This window comes from Rhizobium sp. NZLR8 (genome assembly GCF_019685025.1).
Lineage (GTDB): Bacteria > Pseudomonadota > Alphaproteobacteria > Rhizobiales > Rhizobiaceae > Rhizobium.
This window is the reverse complement of the sequence record NZ_JABDVY010000023.1, coordinates 17,650-35,217: the sequence shown is the minus strand read 5'-3', so window position 1 is coordinate 35,217 and position 17,568 is coordinate 17,650. Positions and strand designations below refer to the sequence as shown.

Annotated in this window: 21 protein-coding genes and 4 tRNA genes; 8 read left to right on the top strand and 17 right to left on the bottom strand. The window is 59.8% G+C overall.

Annotation, left to right across the window (positions count from 1 at the left end; translation table 11 throughout):
- Positions 1–123 precede the first annotated feature (123 nt).
- From rplL to HJB89_RS31360, 12 genes are all read right to left on the bottom strand, one after another.
- The gene (rplL, locus tag HJB89_RS31410; protein ID WP_164009049.1) at positions 124–501 is read right to left on the bottom strand and encodes a 50S ribosomal protein L7/L12; all 378 of its coding nucleotides are present in this window, start codon (positions 499–501) and stop codon (positions 124–126) included.
- Positions 502–559: 58 nt separating this feature from the next.
- A complete protein-coding gene (rplJ, locus tag HJB89_RS31405; RefSeq protein WP_164009047.1) occupies positions 560–1,078 on the bottom strand; it encodes a 50S ribosomal protein L10 in 519 nt (172 codons plus the stop codon).
- 328 nt (positions 1,079–1,406) lie between these two features.
- Positions 1,407–2,108: a 50S ribosomal protein L1 gene (rplA, locus tag HJB89_RS31400; RefSeq protein WP_207583841.1), complete on the bottom strand. Its 702-nt coding sequence runs from the start codon at positions 2,106–2,108 to the stop codon at positions 1,407–1,409.
- A gap of 4 nt (positions 2,109–2,112) precedes the next feature.
- Positions 2,113–2,544: a 50S ribosomal protein L11 gene (gene rplK, locus HJB89_RS31395; RefSeq protein WP_003547518.1), complete on the bottom strand. Its 432-nt coding sequence runs from the start codon at positions 2,542–2,544 to the stop codon at positions 2,113–2,115.
- 177 nt (positions 2,545–2,721) lie between these two features.
- Complete coding sequence (gene nusG / locus HJB89_RS31390; protein WP_003547516.1) at positions 2,722–3,252, bottom strand: transcription termination/antitermination protein NusG; 531 nt, start codon at positions 3,250–3,252, stop codon at positions 2,722–2,724.
- A 17-nt stretch (positions 3,253–3,269) separates the two neighbouring features.
- Complete coding sequence (secE, locus tag HJB89_RS31385) at positions 3,270–3,470, bottom strand: preprotein translocase subunit SecE (protein WP_003573826.1); 201 nt, start codon at positions 3,468–3,470, stop codon at positions 3,270–3,272.
- 194 nt (positions 3,471–3,664) lie between these two features.
- Positions 3,665–3,740 (bottom strand) — tRNA-Trp (locus HJB89_RS31380).
- Positions 3,741–3,908: 168 nt separating this feature from the next.
- Positions 3,909–4,802, bottom strand: a complete 894-nt coding sequence (locus tag HJB89_RS31375; protein ID WP_207583840.1) for an NAD(P)-dependent oxidoreductase — start codon at positions 4,800–4,802, stop codon at positions 3,909–3,911.
- A gap of 169 nt (positions 4,803–4,971) precedes the next feature.
- Complete coding sequence (locus HJB89_RS33525) at positions 4,972–5,106, bottom strand: hypothetical protein (protein ID WP_259669787.1); 135 nt, start codon at positions 5,104–5,106, stop codon at positions 4,972–4,974.
- Positions 5,107–5,308: 202 nt separating this feature from the next.
- Positions 5,309–6,712: an elongation factor Tu gene (gene tuf / locus HJB89_RS31370; protein ID WP_221150952.1), complete on the bottom strand. Its 1,404-nt coding sequence runs from the start codon at positions 6,710–6,712 to the stop codon at positions 5,309–5,311.
- A gap of 302 nt (positions 6,713–7,014) precedes the next feature.
- Positions 7,015–7,088: transfer RNA gene (locus HJB89_RS31365), tRNA-Gly, on the bottom strand.
- A 24-nt stretch (positions 7,089–7,112) separates the two neighbouring features.
- Positions 7,113–7,197: transfer RNA gene (locus tag HJB89_RS31360), tRNA-Tyr, on the bottom strand.
- Between the two features lie 30 nt (positions 7,198–7,227).
- Here HJB89_RS31360 and HJB89_RS31355 point away from each other — a divergent pair.
- The 3 genes from HJB89_RS31355 to HJB89_RS31345 are packed head-to-tail and all read left to right on the top strand — an operon-like array spanning position 7,228 to position 9,022.
- Positions 7,228–7,404 (top strand): hypothetical protein, encoded by a 177-nt coding sequence (locus HJB89_RS31355; protein ID WP_207583838.1) that lies wholly within the window; start codon positions 7,228–7,230, stop codon positions 7,402–7,404.
- On the top strand, positions 7,401–8,291 hold the full coding sequence (gene rlmB, locus HJB89_RS31350; RefSeq protein WP_221150951.1) for a 23S rRNA (guanosine(2251)-2'-O)-methyltransferase RlmB: 891 nt from the start codon (positions 7,401–7,403) through the stop codon (positions 8,289–8,291). The genes HJB89_RS31355 and rlmB overlap by 4 nt, the downstream gene beginning before the upstream one ends.
- A gap of 38 nt (positions 8,292–8,329) precedes the next feature.
- Positions 8,330–9,022 carry an AprI/Inh family metalloprotease inhibitor gene (locus tag HJB89_RS31345; RefSeq protein WP_221139933.1) on the top strand — a complete coding sequence of 231 codons (693 nt, stop codon included), beginning with the start codon at positions 8,330–8,332 and terminating at the stop codon, positions 9,020–9,022.
- 42 nt (positions 9,023–9,064) lie between these two features.
- Here the strand turns inward: HJB89_RS31345 and HJB89_RS31340 are convergent, their stop codons facing one another.
- Positions 9,065–9,805 (bottom strand): hypothetical protein, encoded by a 741-nt coding sequence (locus HJB89_RS31340; protein WP_221139932.1) that lies wholly within the window; start codon positions 9,803–9,805, stop codon positions 9,065–9,067.
- Between the two features lie 206 nt (positions 9,806–10,011).
- Between HJB89_RS31340 and HJB89_RS31335 the strand changes: the two genes are divergently transcribed.
- Both HJB89_RS31335 and HJB89_RS31330 read left to right on the top strand, forming a co-directional pair.
- Complete coding sequence (locus HJB89_RS31335) at positions 10,012–10,170, top strand: hypothetical protein (protein ID WP_207583834.1); 159 nt, start codon at positions 10,012–10,014, stop codon at positions 10,168–10,170.
- 167 nt (positions 10,171–10,337) lie between these two features.
- Positions 10,338–10,475, top strand: a complete 138-nt coding sequence (locus HJB89_RS31330) for a hypothetical protein (protein WP_221150950.1) — start codon at positions 10,338–10,340, stop codon at positions 10,473–10,475.
- Positions 10,476–10,536: 61 nt separating this feature from the next.
- Here the strand turns inward: HJB89_RS31330 and HJB89_RS31325 are convergent, their stop codons facing one another.
- On the bottom strand, positions 10,537–10,962 hold the full coding sequence (locus tag HJB89_RS31325; protein ID WP_221150959.1) for a hypothetical protein: 426 nt from the start codon (positions 10,960–10,962) through the stop codon (positions 10,537–10,539).
- A gap of 109 nt (positions 10,963–11,071) precedes the next feature.
- Positions 11,072–11,147 (bottom strand) — tRNA-Thr (locus HJB89_RS31320).
- A gap of 157 nt (positions 11,148–11,304) precedes the next feature.
- Here HJB89_RS31320 and HJB89_RS31315 point away from each other — a divergent pair.
- From HJB89_RS31315 to HJB89_RS31305, 3 genes are read left to right on the top strand one after another with little or no spacing between them, the layout of a single operon-like run.
- A complete protein-coding gene (locus tag HJB89_RS31315; protein ID WP_207583831.1) occupies positions 11,305–12,078 on the top strand; it encodes an NAD kinase in 774 nt (257 codons plus the stop codon).
- A 4-nt stretch (positions 12,079–12,082) separates the two neighbouring features.
- Positions 12,083–12,592: a hypothetical protein gene (locus tag HJB89_RS31310; RefSeq protein WP_207583830.1), complete on the top strand. Its 510-nt coding sequence runs from the start codon at positions 12,083–12,085 to the stop codon at positions 12,590–12,592.
- 34 nt (positions 12,593–12,626) lie between these two features.
- On the top strand, positions 12,627–13,646 hold the full coding sequence (locus HJB89_RS31305; RefSeq protein WP_221150949.1) for a dienelactone hydrolase: 1,020 nt from the start codon (positions 12,627–12,629) through the stop codon (positions 13,644–13,646).
- A 68-nt stretch (positions 13,647–13,714) separates the two neighbouring features.
- Here HJB89_RS31305 and prfB read toward each other — a convergent pair.
- Both prfB and HJB89_RS31295 read right to left on the bottom strand, forming a co-directional pair.
- Positions 13,715–14,846, bottom strand: a protein-coding gene (gene prfB, locus HJB89_RS31300) for a peptide chain release factor 2 (RefSeq protein WP_221150948.1) whose coding sequence is annotated in 2 segments (ribosomal slippage) — positions 13,715–14,776 and positions 14,778–14,846 — 1,131 coding nt in all. Because the reading frame shifts where the segments join, the coding sequence is not laid out codon by codon here.
- Between the two features lie 100 nt (positions 14,847–14,946).
- Positions 14,947–17,406: a penicillin-binding protein 1A gene (locus tag HJB89_RS31295; RefSeq protein ID WP_221131559.1), complete on the bottom strand. Its 2,460-nt coding sequence runs from the start codon at positions 17,404–17,406 to the stop codon at positions 14,947–14,949.
- Positions 17,407–17,568 lie beyond the last annotated feature (162 nt).

Here is a 17,568-nt window from a genome sequence, read left to right as displayed (position 1 = left end):
GCGAGACTATCCTTTTGAAGAACCCATTACCCAAAAGCCGGTTTGACGCGGCTTTTGGGTAATTCGTTCAGAAAAACGGCAAATGGGAGGCAGCAGAGACTGCCTCCCAAAAGCAATTCAAGATTACTTGACGTCGGCCTTGGCGCCAGCATCTTCAAGCTTCTTCTTGATGTCAGCGGCTTCAGCCTTGTTGACGCCTTCCTTGACAGCCTTCGGAGCGCCTTCGACGAGGTCCTTGGCTTCCTTGAGGCCGAGACCGGTGATGGCGCGGACTTCCTTGATGACGTTGATCTTGTTGGCGCCGACATCCGTGAGGATGACGTCGAACTCGGTCTTTTCTTCTTCAACGACAGCAGCAGCAGCACCGCCGCCAGCAGCAGCTACAGCTACCGGAGCAGCAGCGGAAACGCCCCACTTTTCTTCAAGAAGCTTCGACAGTTCTGCGGCTTCCAGAACGGTCAGCGCGGAGAGGTCGTCAACGATCTTTGCGAGATCAGTCATTTTACTAGTTCCTTTTGTTCGGTTCGAACCGGTTGATTATAAACAGCGAAAAACCGCCTTAAGCGGCTTCGTCCTTCTTGGCGTAGGCCGCGAACACGCGGGCAAGCTGGCTTGCCGGTGCTGCAACAACTCCAGCGATGCGGGTAGCCGGTGTCTGGATCATGCCCAGCAGCTTCGCACGCAGCTCATCGAGCGAAGGCAGGGTCGCAAGCGACTTGACTGCATCGGCGTTGAGCGTGGTTGTTCCCATGGAACCACCCAGAACAATGATTTTGTCATTGGTCTTGGCGAAATCCATGACGACCTTCGGAGCGGTGATCGGATCGGTGCTGTATGCAATCAGCGTCTGACCCTTGAAGAGATTGGTAATCCCTTCCGCTTCCGTACCCTGAAGGGCAATTTTGGCCAGGCGGTTCTTCGCGACTTTGACGGTACCGCCAGCTGCACGCATCTTCGAACGAAAATCGTTCATCTGCGCGACTGTGGCACCAGCATAGTGGGCCACGACAACTGAGCCCGAAGCCTTGAAGACTTCACTCAGTTCCGTGACGAATTCGCGTTTTTCCGCTCTTTCCACTGCCTATCTCCAGTTGGCGGGACCGAGAATGGGCCCGCCGGGTTGCCTTTGCCTCCTGGGATCATGCGAGATCCCAAGCGACGCTTGAGGATCCTGTCCCCCCGCGCTCTCGCGCCAATCAAGGCTAAAGAGGCACAAGGCATCCAAGGCTCGAACCGATTTCCTAGAAGCGAACTTCATGCAATTCGGGTCTTACCCGTCTCATGCAGGCAAAGTGATTAAGGGAAAACCACCTGCAATCTCGGACAGGATTCCGGATTTCTCCGGAATATTCCGGCCCCTTTCGAGGCCGGAAATTCAGTCGCCGGACATAAAGCCCGGCAATAATTTACGCAGTCGGGCTTGCGGTGACCGAGCCGACTTCGATCTTGACGCCGGGGCCCATGGTCGAAGAAATCGCCACGCGCTTGACGTAGTTGCCCTTGGCGCCAGCCGGCTTCGCCTTGATGACGGCGTCGGCAAAAGCGCGGATGTTTTCTTCCAGAGCCTTGGCGTCGAAAGAGGCCTTGCCGATGCCGGCATGGACGATGCCAGCCTTCTCGACGCGGAACTCGACAGCGCCGCCCTTGGAAGCCTTGACGGCTCCGGCGACATCCATGGTGACGGTGCCGACCTTCGGGTTCGGCATCATGCCCCGCGGGCCGAGAACCTTACCGAGACGACCGACGAGCGGCATCATGTCGGGGGTGGCGATGCAGCGATCGAATTCGATCTTGCCGCCCTGGACGATTTCGACGAGCTCTTCAGCGCCGACGATATCGGCACCGGCAGCCTTGGCTTCATCAGCCTTGACGCCACGAGCGAAGACGGCAACGCGAACCGTACGGCCGGTGCCGTTCGGCAGGTTGACGACGCCGCGAACCATCTGGTCCGCATGGCGCGGGTCGACGCCGAGGTTCATCGAGACTTCGATGGTTTCGTCGAACTTGGCGACAGCCCGTTCCTTGACCATGCCGATGGCCAGGGTCAGAGCGTAGAGCTTGGTGGGATCAACACCTTCGTTGATCTTCTGCGTGCGCTTACCAGCCATGATCTTAACCCACCACTTCCAGGCCCATGGCGCGGGCAGAGCCCTCGATCATCGCCATTGCACCTTCGATATCCGCTGCGTTCAGATCCTTCATCTTGGCTTCTGCGATCGACTTGATCTGAGCCTTTGTGAGGGAGCCGGCCTTGGCGCCCTTGCCGGGCGTCTTGGAACCGGAGGTGATCTTCGCTTCCTTCTTCAGCCAGTAGCTGACCGGAGGCTGCTTCATCGCGAAGGTGAAGGACTTATCCTGGTAATAGGTGATGACGACCGGGATCGGCATACCCTTTTCCATTTCCTGCGTGGCGGCATTGAACGCCTTGCAGAATTCCATAATGTTAATGCCACGCTGACCAAGCGCCGGACCAATCGGCGGGGACGGGTTTGCCGATCCTGCCTTGACCTGAAGCTTGAGCTGGCCTGCAACTTTCTTAGCCATATCTCTCTGCCTTTCATGAACGGCCGGTCGCCCGGCCCGTGATGCCGGATCTCTCCGGCGGCTGCGGTTGCGTGGTGCGGATCATCAGGGTCCGGCTAAGACCCCCTCACCTTCCACGCGGATGCGGACATAGTCCGCAGGAAACAGGCCGCAAGGCCAGCTTCCAATCTCTTGCAATCAGACCTTCTCGACCTGAGCGTATTCGAGTTCGACCGGCGTTGCGCGGCCGAAGATCGACACCTCAACCTTCAGGCGCGAACGCTCTTCGTCGACGTCCTGAACCGTGCCGTTGAACGAAGCGAACGGGCCGTCGGAAACGCGAACCTGCTCGCCGATCTCGAAGGTAATCGAGGCCTTCGGCCGCTCGACACCTTCCTGGACCTGACCGAGAATGCGCTCGGCTTCATAATCCGGAATCGGAACTGGCTTATTGTCGGAGCCGAGGAAACCTGTAACCTTCGGCGTATTCTTGATCAGGTGATAGGCTTCATCGGTCAGATTGGCACGAACCATGACGTAGCCCGGGAAAAACTTGCGCTCGCTGTCGACCTTGCGGCCGCGACGCACTTCCACCACCTTCTCGGTCGGCACGAGGATCTTCTCGAACAGGTGCTCAAGCCCCTTCTGGCGAGCCTTGTTCTCGATGTCCTCAGCGACCTTCTTTTCAAAATTGGAATATGCGTGGACGATGTACCAACGTGCCGCCATTTTCATCTCCACCCGTATCAGTTGCCGGTATTCAGCACGAAGCTCAGAACCCAGCCGATCAGCTGGTCAGCGGCAAAGAAAAAAAGCGCGGCGAAAACTACCATCACAAGCACCATAACCGTCGAGATCATCGTCTCGCGGCGCGACGGCCATGTAACTTTGGACGTCTCGGAGCGAACCTGCTGCAGAAACGCAAACGGATTGGATTTGGATGCCATCGACTGCCCACGCAATTACGGCGCGTAAAGCTGAAACCATCAGCCCCACGCACCGCGTGTCTGTTGAACCCTAAATAAACACCGATTTCCGAATACACAAGAGGGAAACCGAAGTTTAACGAAATTAGTTACCGCCAATCAATCCCCGGCCGGAATGCCGCGAGCATGTCCGCGCTGTCCCGCTTCGAGGAAAATGGCAGGGGCAGTAAGGCTCGAACTTACGACCTGCGGTTTTGGAGACCGCCGCTCTACCAACTGAGCTATACCCCTTCATGCCGATCATTCAGCGCCTGGACCAAAGTCCGCAAATCGCTGATGAAAAGCATGGCGCTCCCTTTAGGACGACGACAGCAGATTGGCAAGCACGATTTTCGATTTTCAAAGCCATTCTGCGCATATGCGAGCGATCGGCTCTTTCATCGCACCACCAATATCCGTTCAGACCGTCACATATTTCCGCCAATCGTGCTCTTCGTTAAAACCCAGCACCTCGCGGATCTTGCGGTTGGAGAGCAGGCCTTCATATTCGCCGATTTCGCGGGTGAAGGGCACGTTCGGGTAGAATCGCTTCGCAAGCTCCTTCGACGGCGTGTTGGCCGAGACGGTGTCGTTGGCCGCGTTGAAGACCTGATAGCCGAGACCGTCCTTTTCGATGCAGAGATGGCAGATCTGCCCGAGATCGCGGGCGTCGATATAGCTCCAGGCAATGCGCTTGCGCATTTCGGGATTGGCGAAATAGGTGGGGAACCGCTCATATTCGTGCGGCTCGATGACGTTGCCGATACGCAGCGCATAGATGTCGAAGCCTGAACGTTCGGCAAAGGCGCGGGCCGTCTTCTCGTTGACCACCTTGGAGAGCCCGTAGGAATCCATCGGATTGACGTCGTAGTCTTCCTCCAGCGGGAACTGGTGGAAATCACGATGGCCTTCGGCGAAGCAGACGCCGTAGGTCGTCTCGCTCGATGCGACGATAACCTTCCTGATGCCGAGCTTCACCGCCGCCTCGATGACATTGTAAGTGCCCATCGTGTTGATGCGGAAAGTCTCATTGTCGGGCTTGATCAGGATGCGCGGGATGGCGGCGAAGTGCACGACGGCATCGAAAGGCTGCACGCCCCTGCCCGCGTCCAGATCAGGAAAATCGCGGTGCATCGACAGAGCGTTGAAGACCTGACCGCTATCGGTGATGTCGGCAATGAGGTTGGTGACGCCGGGACTGTCCAGCGGCACGAGATCGAGGTTGTGAACCTCGTAACCGGCATTGATGAGCCACGGCACGGTATGGCGACCTGCCTTGCCCGAACCGCCCGTGAACAGAATCCGCTTCTTCATGGAATATCCTCCGCATCATGAAATCGGAGGCATAGATAGACGCTTCCGCGCGAAGAGCAAGCGAGCGTCCTGCAAGGGTTCACCCCCGCGTCGCCAGGAGCGCCCTCTTAGGGGCACCTGGCCGATCATTTCCAATCACCGCAGCAGCCTGCGGTGAACTGCTAAATCATCACTTGACGACACTTACCTCGCCGAGCTGCACTCCGGCTGCCTGAACAACCTCTTGCGGAATTGCAGCGATGAAAAACATCGTGAAAACATACATCGCGAATATCGTCGCAACGAACGTGGCCTTTGGAATCATCCGGGCTCTCCTCTTTGCATGAAGGAGTCTGGACTAAAATGAACCAATCACAACTGGTTTCTGAATGTGAGATGAACAAAATACTGTGACGGACGAACTTAACGATATTTTTACAACACGTGTTAATCCCCCTAATAGCATCAAAACGAAAAACCCCGCCGTTTCCAGCGGGGTTTTTCCTGAATTTCGGGTAATCCCAGGATTACTCGACGATCGAAGCAACGATACCGGCGCCGACGGTGCGGCCACCTTCGCGGATCGCGAAGCGCAGCTTTTCTTCCATCGCGATCGGAACGATCAGCTCGACCGATACCGTGACGTTGTCGCCCGGCATGACCATCTCCGTGCCTTCCGGCAGCGATACGATGCCCGTCACGTCGGTCGTGCGGAAGTAAAACTGCGGACGATAGTTGGTGAAGAACGGCGTATGACGGCCACCCTCTTCCTTCGTCAGGATGTAGGCTTCAGCCATGAACTTCTTGTGCGGCTTGACAGAGCCCGGCTTGCACAGAATCTGGCCACGCTCAACGCCGTCACGGGTGACGCCGCGGATCAGCGCGCCGATGTTGTCGCCAGCCTGGCCCTGGTCGAGCAGCTTGCGGAACATTTCAACGCCGGTCACCGTCGTCTTCGTCGTCGGGCGGATGCCGACGATCTCGACTTCTTCGCCAACCTTGACGATGCCACGCTCGACGCGGCCGGTCACAACCGTACCGCGGCCAGAGATCGAGAACACGTCTTCGATCGGCAGCAGGAACGGCAGGTTGATCGGACGCTCAGGCGTCGGGATGTAGGCGTCGACAGCGGCCATCAGTTCGCGGATCGAATCCTCGCCGATCTTCTTGTCCGAATCTTCAAGGGCGGCCAGCGCCGAACCCTTGACGATCGGGATGTCATCGCCCGGGAAGTCGTAGGACGACAGCAGTTCGCGAACTTCGAGCTCGACCAGTTCGAGAAGCTCGGCGTCGTCAACCTGGTCGACCTTGTTCAGGAACACCACGATGGCCGGAACGCCGACCTGACGGGCCAGCAGGATGTGTTCGCGCGTCTGCGGCATCGGGCCGTCAGCGGCCGAGCACACCAGGATCGCGCCGTCCATCTGGGCAGCACCGGTGATCATGTTCTTGACGTAGTCGGCGTGGCCGGGGCAGTCGACGTGTGCATAGTGGCGGGCCGGCGTCTCATACTCGACGTGTGCCGTCGAAATGGTGATGCCGCGGGCCTTTTCTTCCGGAGCAGCGTCGATCTGGTCGTACGCCTTGTACTCGCCGAAGTACTTCGTGATCGCTGCCGTCAGAGACGTCTTGCCGTGGTCAACGTGGCCAATCGTGCCAATGTTGACGTGCGGCTTGTTGCGCTCAAACTTACTCTTTCCCATTTGANCGTGTGCATAGTGGCGGGCCGGCGTCTCATACTCGACGTGTGCCGTCGAAATGGTGATGCCGCGGGCCTTTTCTTCCGGAGCAGCGTCGATCTGGTCGTACGCCTTGTACTCGCCGAAGTACTTCGTGATCGCTGCCGTCAGAGACGTCTTGCCGTGGTCAACGTGGCCAATCGTGCCAATGTTGACGTGCGGCTTGTTGCGCTCAAACTTACTCTTTCCCATTTGAATGCTTCCTGTGAACGAGATGGTGGGCCCCGGCGAACCGGTTTAGTGCCGCCGTTTAAGGCTTTCGGCGAAATTGCGCAAGACTTAATTGCAGGCGCCATTCTTGGTGTGACAGCGCATATGGGGGACAATTTGCCGCCTGCAAGGCGATTCGCCGGAGCACCGTCGAAAATTACTGAAATCCTTGGAGAAAATCGCGTCGACTGCCGGAGATGAGCAACCGCGCCGGCGTCTTCTGAAACATCTGCGTGCCGAATTATCGCGGCGGCGTCGGTCACGTGAATTGGGCTTAGAAAAACTGGAGCGGGTAGCGGGAATCGAACCCGCGTATTCAGCTTGGAAGGCTGCTGCTCTACCATTGAGCTATACCCGCGGGGTGGTCCGATCCGATGACGAATGGTGGAGAGAGTTGGATTTGAACCAACGTAGGCTGAGCCAACGGATTTACAGTCCGTCCCCTTTAACCACTCGGGCATCTCTCCAGTTATTCGTCCGGATCTTGAAGACCAAGTTTGTCAGACTTCGAAGCGTTGCGACCCGTCGTCTGCGCCGCGTATATGACCGGAGCATTTCCGTCTGTCAACACGATGACAACGGAAAAAACACGAAAAATTTCATTCCTTGCCGAAAGCCGGCCGATGAAAGAAAGCCTATGCGGCAGCCAGCGCCATGGCTATAAAGCCGCATGAGCAAAGATAAAAAATCCGGCGGCACGGCCGCGACAGACCCATCGGCCAAGGATACGCATTACGCCACGCTGCGGCGCGCGCACCGTGACGGCAAGCGCGAACGCGGAGAGATTCCCACGCCTCAGCCACAGAAGCGCAAGCGCGGCGGCGAAGACTGGAAGCCGCCGGCGCTAGCGCCCGACCAGGTGCATCTCTACGGCCTGCATACGGTGCGCGCCGCCCTCGACAATCCCGAGCGCAAGAAGATCAAGCTTTTCGTGACGCAGAACGCGCTGGCGCGGCTCGAAGTCGACGTCGAAACACTCGGCATTCCCTTCGAAATGGTCTCGCCGCAGGACATCGACAAGGTGCTCGGCCCAGAGGCGATTCATCAGGGCGTCATGCTGGAAACACGGCCGCTGCCGGTCCGCCGGCTCGAAGCGCTGAAAGACAGCCCTCTCCTGCTCGTTCTCGACCAGGTGACCGATCCGCACAATGTCGGCGCCATCATGCGCTCAGCCGTCGCCTTCAATGCCGGCGCCGTTATCACCACACAGAGACATAGCCCGACCGAATCCGGCGTGCTCGCCAAGTCCGCCTCCGGCGCGCTGGAACTGATACCTTATATACAGGTTACCAATCTCGCCGATGCACTCGGTGAATTGCACAAGCTCGGTTTCTCCACCATCGGCCTCGATTCGGAAGGGCCGGCGCCGCTCGAAAGCACGTTCTCGGGCGGGAAGGTTGCGCTGGTGCTCGGCTCCGAGGGCAAGGGGCTGCGACAGAAGACGCGCGAAACCGTCAACGCGCTTGCCCGCCTCGACATGCCCGGCGCGATCAAATCGCTGAACGTCTCGAATGCCGCGGCAATCGCGCTTTATGCGGCGCGGCTTTACCTGAAGGCATAGGCTGGTCCGCAAGCGGGCCGAGGCGAAGAGAAATTACCATGATCCGTATCATCCCCCGCCTTGCGGCTGCAGCAGCGGCGCTGCTTGTCTGCGGTCTCGCATATGGGCAGGAGATCGATCCCGATATTCTCAAAGCGCAGGCCGGAACCTATCTCGTTGCCCCGGAAGACGGTGGAGCCGGATGCCGGATGACGCTCGAAACCGGCACAGCCATCGGCGGTTATGGGCTGTCTGGACAGGATTCCTGCGCCAAGCCGCTGCCTTCGCTTGCCGAGTCCTATGCCTGGAATTTCGACGGCAATGGCGGCATCATCCTGATCGATCCGCTGCGTAAGGTGCTGGCCCGTTTCGTCGAGAACGAAGGGTCGCCGATGAAGACGGAAGATCGGGTGCCGCTTTTGCTGATCGCCGCACCCGACGGCGTCGATCGATTACCGACCTTCAACAGCCTTGCCGGGATTTGGACGATGCAAAGGCCGGACGGCGAAAAGCTCTGCGGCGTGACACTCGACGGCCACGTCAATGCTGACGGCAACGCGCCGCTGTCACTATCCGGAGACTGCGCCGCCAATGTCGCCAGGCTGAAACTGACAGTCTGGCATATCGAGGGTTTCGGGCTGACGCTGATGGGCGATGACGGCTCATCGCTTGGCTTCGACATGCGCGCCGACGGCAATTTCGACAAATCGAAGGACGAAGGCGGCAAGCCGCTATCGCTCGTCCGTCATTGATTTGAAAGTTGACGGTGTATCCCGTCAACCCACTCGGCTGGGTCAGCTCGGTATCCGGCAGGCAGTCGGTCCGTCCATAGGGCTGCGGACCGCTTCGCCCGCCGCGTAAGTCAGTTCGACGGGATAGACGATCACGCTCGGCAGTTTCTCGATTTCCCTCGCATGCTCGGGGGTACGTTTGATTTCCGCCTTGTAGGCAGCTGTGCAATCCGGCAGTTGCTGCGGCGACAGACCCGTGTCGGCGGCGATCGTCTTGGCGCAGGCAGTGCCCTCCAGATAGAGCGAACAGGAGGCCGTGTAGACGCGACGGAAATCGAGGGCCAGCTCCCCCTTCCCGCTCCTTATCGCAGAAAAATCGTCGCCCTCGAGGGAATCGTCGAGCAGCCGCTCGCCCGCCGCCGCATCGTAGACGACAAAGGGCAACCCGCCGTTCCATCCGTCCGCCGCACGGAAAAACACGAAACCGCCGCTGACGCCGATGAGATAGCCGGCGGTATCATCCTCGATCACCCGCTCGCGCTCGCCGGTGCGTTCACAGGGGGCATCGGAGGCAAGCAGCGCCAGCTTTTCGGCTCCGACCTCACCGAGACCGACCTCCTTGACCATGAATGCGGGATAGCGGCTGCAGGTGATCTTCGGTTTCGCATCAGGATTGAGCTCATCCTTCGGCAACACGACAACATCCAGCTTTATCGGCTTGTCGAAAAGGCCCGCATTTTCGGACGCTCCGGCCCATGAGACGAATGCCGCGACAATGACCGATGCTGTAACCATCCGCTTCATGATGCCCGTCCCCAACTGTTTCAGGCATCCGTGGCACAGTTTAACCCGGTGCGACAGCTGGAAAAACCGATGCCGGCGATACCGCGCAAGGCTCGACCGAAGCCGGAGAAATTCAATTTTGCCTTGGAAAGACCTCCTGGGGCACTATGATCGGCCGATGACCGATCGTAACGACCGGTCAGAAGCAAGAAGGAACGATCCCCATCATGGCCATTCGACCGCTGATTTTCGGTATCCTCTTCATCGCGGTCTTCGTCGTGATTATCCTCAGCATCATGTGGGTGGACACGTCGCACCCGATCCACCAGCCCGATCCGTTATCGCCAACGGCGCCCGGCCCTGCGACGCCCGGACAGGTGCAATAATGCATATCGCCCGGAAGTGTGCAGCAGTTCCGGGGTAACGACATGCATAAAAACAAAAGGCTAAAGCGCGTCGCATGAATCAAATTCGATGCGGCGCGCTTTAGCCCAGCAGGAACGCGGACGGCGATCAGGCGTTAATCCCGTAATTGAACGAGGATTGAACGCTCATGCGCATAATGATCGCCGTCGTCGCCTTCATGGTCGTCTCAGTGCTCAGCATCGCGATGCTGTCACCTTCCGGCGCGGGCCAGAGCGGCAACGGCAACAGGATTGAGGCAAGCGTCAACGAACCCGCCACGCATTGAAAACGGCCCGGATGATCCGGGCCGTTCTGTAACCGCGCATCTCAGGCGCGCAACGGACGCGTCAGCCGCGGTAGAGCCAGAAAGGCATATCACGATCGCGATGGCGCCACTCGCGGCGTTCCTGCCAACGCTCGGCACGCCACCGGCGCCAGCGCCAGTCATCATCGCGCCAGTCGGACCGACGCCAATCACGCTGATCGCGCCAGCCACGGTCGTCACGCTTATCGCGCCAACCGCGGTCGTCACTTTCGTCACGGTTGCGATCATGTCGCCAGCCATCACGAATTTGAACGATATCGCCCTGGACCGACACGGCCGGCCGATCGACGGGCATGGCGGCGGCCGGGGCGACGGACGCCAAAGCCGCACCAACGGACATGGTTGCGGCGAAAAAGAGATGTGCGAGCTTCATGGCTGCTTCTTCCTCATTGATGATGAGGCGAAGATAAGCTGGCGCGGCTGAATTGGCGCTGAAGCAGCCCTTCAGGCAAGGTTCATCAAGGAGTACGTGATACCTGGCAAATCCGCCGGCGCGATCGAGCGAAGCAACGTCGAACCGAGACTATGGTCTGGACGGGCGGTATCGCGTGGAAAAATGGTGCCCCCACCAGGGTTCGAACCCGGGACCCCCTGATTACAAATCAGGTGCTCTACCAACTGAGCTACAAGGGCAATAGGTGCCCAACTAGCAGATTCTATGATTCTGTAAAGGAAAAATCGTGTCAGTGCGGACAGCTCGACTGCCGCTCAAAACGCTTCGCGATAGAAAACGTCCTTGTCGCGCCAGCCCTTTATCCTTTAGCTAGGACAGCATCATAAAGGGCATTGCATGGGCCGTTCATTTCAGACTCTTTCCTTTCTCGCCTCACCGACGACAGAGGCGCTTGAAGCGCGCGAGGAGTTGATTCGCATTTATGGTGACGTGCCGGCCGACGATGCCGACGTTATCGTCGCGCTGGGCGGCGACGGTTTCATGCTGCAGACGCTGCACAGCACGATGAACTCCGGCAAGCTGGTCTACGGCATGAATCGCGGCTCGGTCGGCTTCCTGATGAACGACTATCGCAGCGAACAACTTCAGGAGCGCATCTGCGTCGCCGTCGAAAACGTCTTCCGGCCATTGCAGATGACGACGGCCAACGCCGACGGCACCAATTCGACGGCACTCGCCATCAACGAGGTCTATCTATTCCGCCAGTCCTATCAGGCCGCCAATCTACGGGTCGCGGTGGATGGGCGCGTCCGCCTGGAGGAGCTGATCTGCGACGGGCTGATGGTGGCGACCCCCGCCGGGTCGACAGCCTATAATCTTTCCGCCCATGGCCCGATCCTGCCGCTCGAGGCCCCACTGCTCGCCATGACGCCGGTCAGCGCTTTCAGGCCACGGCGTTGGAGGGGCGCACTGCTTCCCAACAGGGTGACCGTCGATATCGACGTCCTCGAGCCGGTCAAGCGGCCGGTGAACGCCGTGGCCGACAATACCGAGGTCAAATCGGTGCTGCATGTCCGCATCGCCCAGTCGGAACATATGACGGCACGCATCCTTTCCGATCCCGACCGCTCCTGGTCCGACCGTATTCTCGCCGAGCAGTTCAAGGATTGAGACGATGGCAATGCGACGCCTATTGATGACCACCGTGTTCCTCATCGGGTGGTCGGCCGCAGCCTTGCCGGGGCAGGATGCCATCCTGCCGGCATCGGTGATTTTCGCGACCAGCACCGGCTACTGGCAGGATGACGGCAACGCACCGGATGTCGAGCGGGCGCCGACAGGCGCCGAGCGCGTTGCCAACCCCGAGGGAAAGACCACGCAGCGCCACGGCTACTACAAGCTATTTGCCGTTCGCCAGGCAGACAGGACCTCGAAGGTCTATCTGCAGCAGATTGCCCAGACCGAGACCGGCCCGGCGATCACTTCTACCGTCGAGTTGCAGGAGATCAGCGACCTGAAGCCTTATATTACCGATATACGCCCCGAGAATTCAAACGGCATCATCAAGGAGCCGGGGCTGTTCGCCACGATCTATCTGAAGACCGATCCCTCTGCGGAGCCGGATGGCTGGACCGTACTGATCGATGAATTCGGCGACATCACCGTGGAGAAGGCGACGAATTGAACAGCCGGGAACTGTTCAGAGGGGCATCCGAGAGATGAAATTGGGCTTCCGCGACGGCGTCCTTTACGACGAGAACAGGTCGAACTGGGACGCAGACGGCCCCAGACCCATCAGCTGGTCGCTGTGGTATCCCGCTGCCGATGAAACGCGGAAAAGCGACACAACGGAAAGAGGCTGGTTCCAAAAGGCGAAAGTCGCCCGCGACGCACGCGTCCGGCCGGGTGCCCAACCTTATCCCCTCGTCCTGTTGTCGCATGGCACCGGCGGATCCGCGGCCGGACTGGAATGGCTGGCGCGACGGCTGGTCGATCGCGGATTTGCAGCGCTTGGCGTCAACCATCACGGCAATACCGGCAACGAGCCCTATCGCACTGAAGGCTTTGCCTGTCTTTGGGAGCGGGCGCCGGATCTCAGCTACATGCTCGATCACCGCGATGACTGGCTCAGCGATCTCTCCGGTCATATCGATACGACCCACGTCTTCGCGGCCGGATTTTCGGCCGGAGCATATAGCGTGATGCTGCTTCTTGGCGCCGTCACCCAGTTCTCGCAGTTCGAACCGTCCAGGATGAAGCCGGGTGGCGCGCGCGGACCGAGGGAATTTCCCGACCTTGCCGATCATATCCCGACATTGCTTTCCACCAGCGAGGTGTTTCGCCAATCCTGGTCCCGCATGACAAAGTCCTACCGGGATGAGAGAATCAAGGCCGCACTGCTGTGCGCGCCGGGCCGGTCCGTTCTCGGTTTCAGCGCGGAAACCCTGAAAGCTGTCGATGCGCCCGCCCTTATCCTGGTCGGCGACGCCGACAGGGCTGCGCCGGCCGAGGAATGTTCGGCATGGCTGCATGCGCGGCTCTCACGCAGCGCTCTTAAGATCTTCGTTGGCGGCCTTGGGCATTACGTCTTCGTGCCGGAGGGCACCGCACTCGGCCTTGCCTTTGCGGCAGAGCTCTTTACCGATCCGCCGGGCATCGAGCGCGCGGCCATTCATGACGAGATTGCCGATCTATCGGCAGCACTGTTTCGAGATACCGCCATCGACGCCAGGGGCTGAGTACGAAAAAAGCCCCGGAGCGGGGCTTTCCACGTGCATATGCCGGCTCAAAGCGGAGCGCGGCTCTATCAATCCACATCGTCGACGACCGCGTCGGCGGCGCCGCTGATGCGGTGGGCAAGGGCCGCTTCCATGAACTCGTTCAGATCGCCGTCGAGCACGTCGTCCGGCGCGCTGCTGGCAACGCCGGTGCGCATATCCTTGACCAGCTGGTAAGGCTGCAGCACGTAGGAGCGGATCTGGTGGCCCCAGCCGATATCCGTCTTGGAGGCGGCTTCGGCGCTGGCGGCGTCCTCGCGCTTCTTCAGTTCCGCTTCGTACATGCGGGCGCGCAGCATGTCCCAGGCCTTGGCGCGGTTCTTGTGCTGCGAACGCTCCTGCTGGCACTGCACGACGATGCCGGTCGGGATATGCGTGATGCGCACGGCCGAGTCGGTGGTGTTGACGTGCTGGCCGCCGGCGCCCGACGAACGATAGGTATCGATGCGGCAGTCGCCTTCGTTGATCTCGATCTGGATCGAGTCGTCGACAACCGGATAGACCCAGATCGACGAAAAGGAAGTGTGGCGACGCGCATTGCTGTCGTAGGGCGAGATGCGCACCAGCCGGTGCACGCCCGATTCCGTCTTCAGCCAGCCATAGGCATTGTGTCCCTTGACCAGCAGGGTCGCGGATTTGATGCCCGCCTCTTCGCCGTCGTGGACTTCGAGAAGCTCGACCTTGAAACGCTGGCGTTCGGCCCAACGGGTGTACATGCGCAGCAGTATGTTCGCCCAGTCCTGGCTTTCGGTGCCGCCGGCGCCGGAATGGACTTCGAGATAGGTGTCGTTGCTATCGGCTTCGCCGGAGAGCATGGCCTCCACCTGGCGGCGGGCAGCCTCGGCCTTCAGGGCTTTCAGCGTGTCTTCGGCTTCCTTGACGACACTCTGGTCGCCCTCTTCCTCGCCAAGCTCGATCAGCTCGATATTGTCGTTCAGCTGCTGTTCCAGCTGCTTGACGCCATTGATGCCGTCATCCAGCTGCTGGCGCTCGCGCATCAGCTTCTGCGCTTCGGAAGCGTCGTTCCAGAGGTTGGGATCCTCTGCCTTGTTGTTCAACCAGTCCAGCCGTCTTGTCGCCTGGTCCCAGTCAAAGATGCCTCCTCAGCAGGGTGATAGCCTGCTTGGTTTCATCGACCACGTTTTCGATTTCGGCTCGCATTTTCCTGCTTCTCTGTCTGGGTTCTTCCGGTGCTGCTGGACATAGAGACGCCCGCCGCGGATGTAAAGGCCGCGCGGGCGTTCAAAAATCGGGACGGAGGTCAGAACAGGCCGGGCGTGCCGGTCTGGACGGCCTGGTTTGCCTGCGGCGAGGTCTTCAGGATCTCTTCCGGCGCCATGGTGCTGTCCATGCCGATGACGGAGAAGCTGTCGGCCGGGCCGGTGCCGGGCTTGAAGGCCTCGATGATGGTGTTCGGATCGCCGTCGACGGCGGCCATGCCGGTCTTGCGGTCGATCGAAATCAGATTCATGCCCGGCGGGATGACGAATTTCGATTCCGGCGCATCCTTGACGGCAGCCTGCATGAATTCGTTGAAGATCGGGGCGGAGAGAACGCCGCCGGTGCCGCCGCGGCCGAGCGGGGCCGGTGTATCGAAGCCCATATAGAGACCGGCGACCAGATCCGGCGTGAAGCCAACGAACCAGGCATCCTTCTCGTCATTGGTGGTGCCGGTCTTGCCTGCGACGTCGCGACCGCCGAGATCGACCTTGCCGGCGGCCGTGCCGCGCTGGATGACGCCCTGCATCATCGAGGTGATCTGGTAGGCGGTCATCGGGTCGAGAACTGTTTCGCGATTGTCGACGACATTCGGCTCTTCCTGGTTCTGCCAGGCGCCGGCATTGCAGCCCTCGCACAAACGCTCCTCATGCTTGAAGATCGTCTTGCCGTAGCGGTCCTGGATGCGGTCGATCAAGGTCGGCTTGATCTGCTTGCCACCATTGGCGATGACCGAATAGGCAGAGACCATGCGTAGCACCGTCGTGTCGCCGGCGCCGAGCGACATGGAGAGAACCGGCAGCATGTGATCGTAGATGCCGAAGCGCTCGGCATATTCGGCGACGATGTTCATGCCGAGATCGTTGGCGAGGCGCACCGTCATCAGGTTGCGCGAATGCTCGATGCCCGAGCGCAGCGTCGACGGGCCACTGACTTCGCCGCCGTAGTTTTCCGGCTTCCAGACCTGGCCGCCGGAGACGATTTCGATCGGCGCATCCATGATGACGGAAGCCGGCGTATAGCCGTTGTCCATCGCCGCCGCGTAGACGAAGGGCTTGAACGAGGAACCCGGCTGGCGCATCGCCTGAGTGGCGCGGTTGAATTCGGACTGGCCGTAGGAGAAGCCGCCGACCATGGCGAGCACGCGGCCGGTCTTCGGATCCATGGCGACCAGGCCACCCTGCACCTTCGGCGGCTGTTGCAGGCGATAGGAGCTCGACGCGTCGTCGCCGAGTTTTGCAACATAGACGACGTCACCGGGGGCTACGGCGCCGACCGGCGATTTCGCGGTCTTGCGGGCGCCGTCGGCCGAACGGAAGGCCCACTGCATGTTCTTGGCTTCAATGGTGCCGCGTTGACGGTCGGCTGAAACCTTGCCGCTTCCATCCTTGGCCGGCTGCAGGCCGATATCGACGTTGCTGTCCGAGACGGCGAGCACGACGGCGAGCCGCCATTCCGGCACGTCGGAGAGGGAGGGAATATCGGCAAGCGCCTTGCCCCAATCACCGCTTGCATCGATCTGCTTGATCGGGCCGTGGAAACCACGACGCTCGTCATAGGTCACCAGACCATCCTGCAGCGCCTTGCGGGCCGCAAGCTGCAGCTGCGGATCGAGCGAGGTGCGCACCGAAAGGCCGCCCTCATAGAGAACCTTCTCGCCATATTGGTCGATCAGCTGGCGGCGCACGGCTTCGGCAAAATAGTCCGAAGCAAAGAGCGAGGGGCCGGTCGTGCGGGCGGTGACGCCGAGCGGCTGCTTCTTGGCTTCCTCGCCATCGCTCTGGCTGACATAGCCGTTCTCGACCATGCGGTCGATCACCCAGTTGCGGCGTTCGAGCGCTGCCTCGGGATGGCGGAAAGGATGATAATTGGCCGGACCCTTCGGCAACGATGCCAGATAGGCGGCTTCGGCGACGGTCAGTTCAGTGACGGATTTGTTGAAATAGGTGAGCGCGGCGCCGGCGATGCCGTAGGAATTCAGACCGAAGAAGATCTCGTTCAGGTAGAGCTCGAGGATCTTGTCCTTGCTGTAGGCCTGCTCGATACGGAAGGACAGGATTGCTTCCTTGATCTTGCGGTCGATCGTCTGGTCAGAGCTCAAAAGAAAGTTCTTGGCCACCTGCTGGGTGATGGTGGAAGCACCGACCGGCCGGCGGCCGGAACCGAAATTCTGCAGGTTGACGAGGATTGCGCGGCCGAGACCGGTGAGATCGACGCCCGGATGATTGTAGAAATTCTTGTCTTCGGCCGACAGGAAAGCGGCCTTCACGCGGTCGGGGACGGCCTGGATCGGCAGGAAGAGACGCTTTTCCTTGGCGTATTCAGCCATCAGAGCGCCGTTGCCGGCGTGGACGCGGGTAGTCACCGGCGGCGCATAGCTGTTCAGGACGGCATAGTCCGGGAGATCCTTCGCGACGTTGGCGAGATAGATAGCAACACCCGCCGCCGCGACCAGAAACAGGACGCAGGCCATTCCGAAGAAATATCCAAAAAGTCTAACCATATTTTCAGCTACCGGTCTCTTCGATCGTCAATCGGCGCAGACACAACGATTGTATGGATCAAGGCAATTTGCACGTTGCGCGGCTTACTCCATGAGCGCTACCGCCACAAGCCGATTCCGCGCCTCAGGCTGCGAAACATAAGCCGGAGTAACGGCGCGATT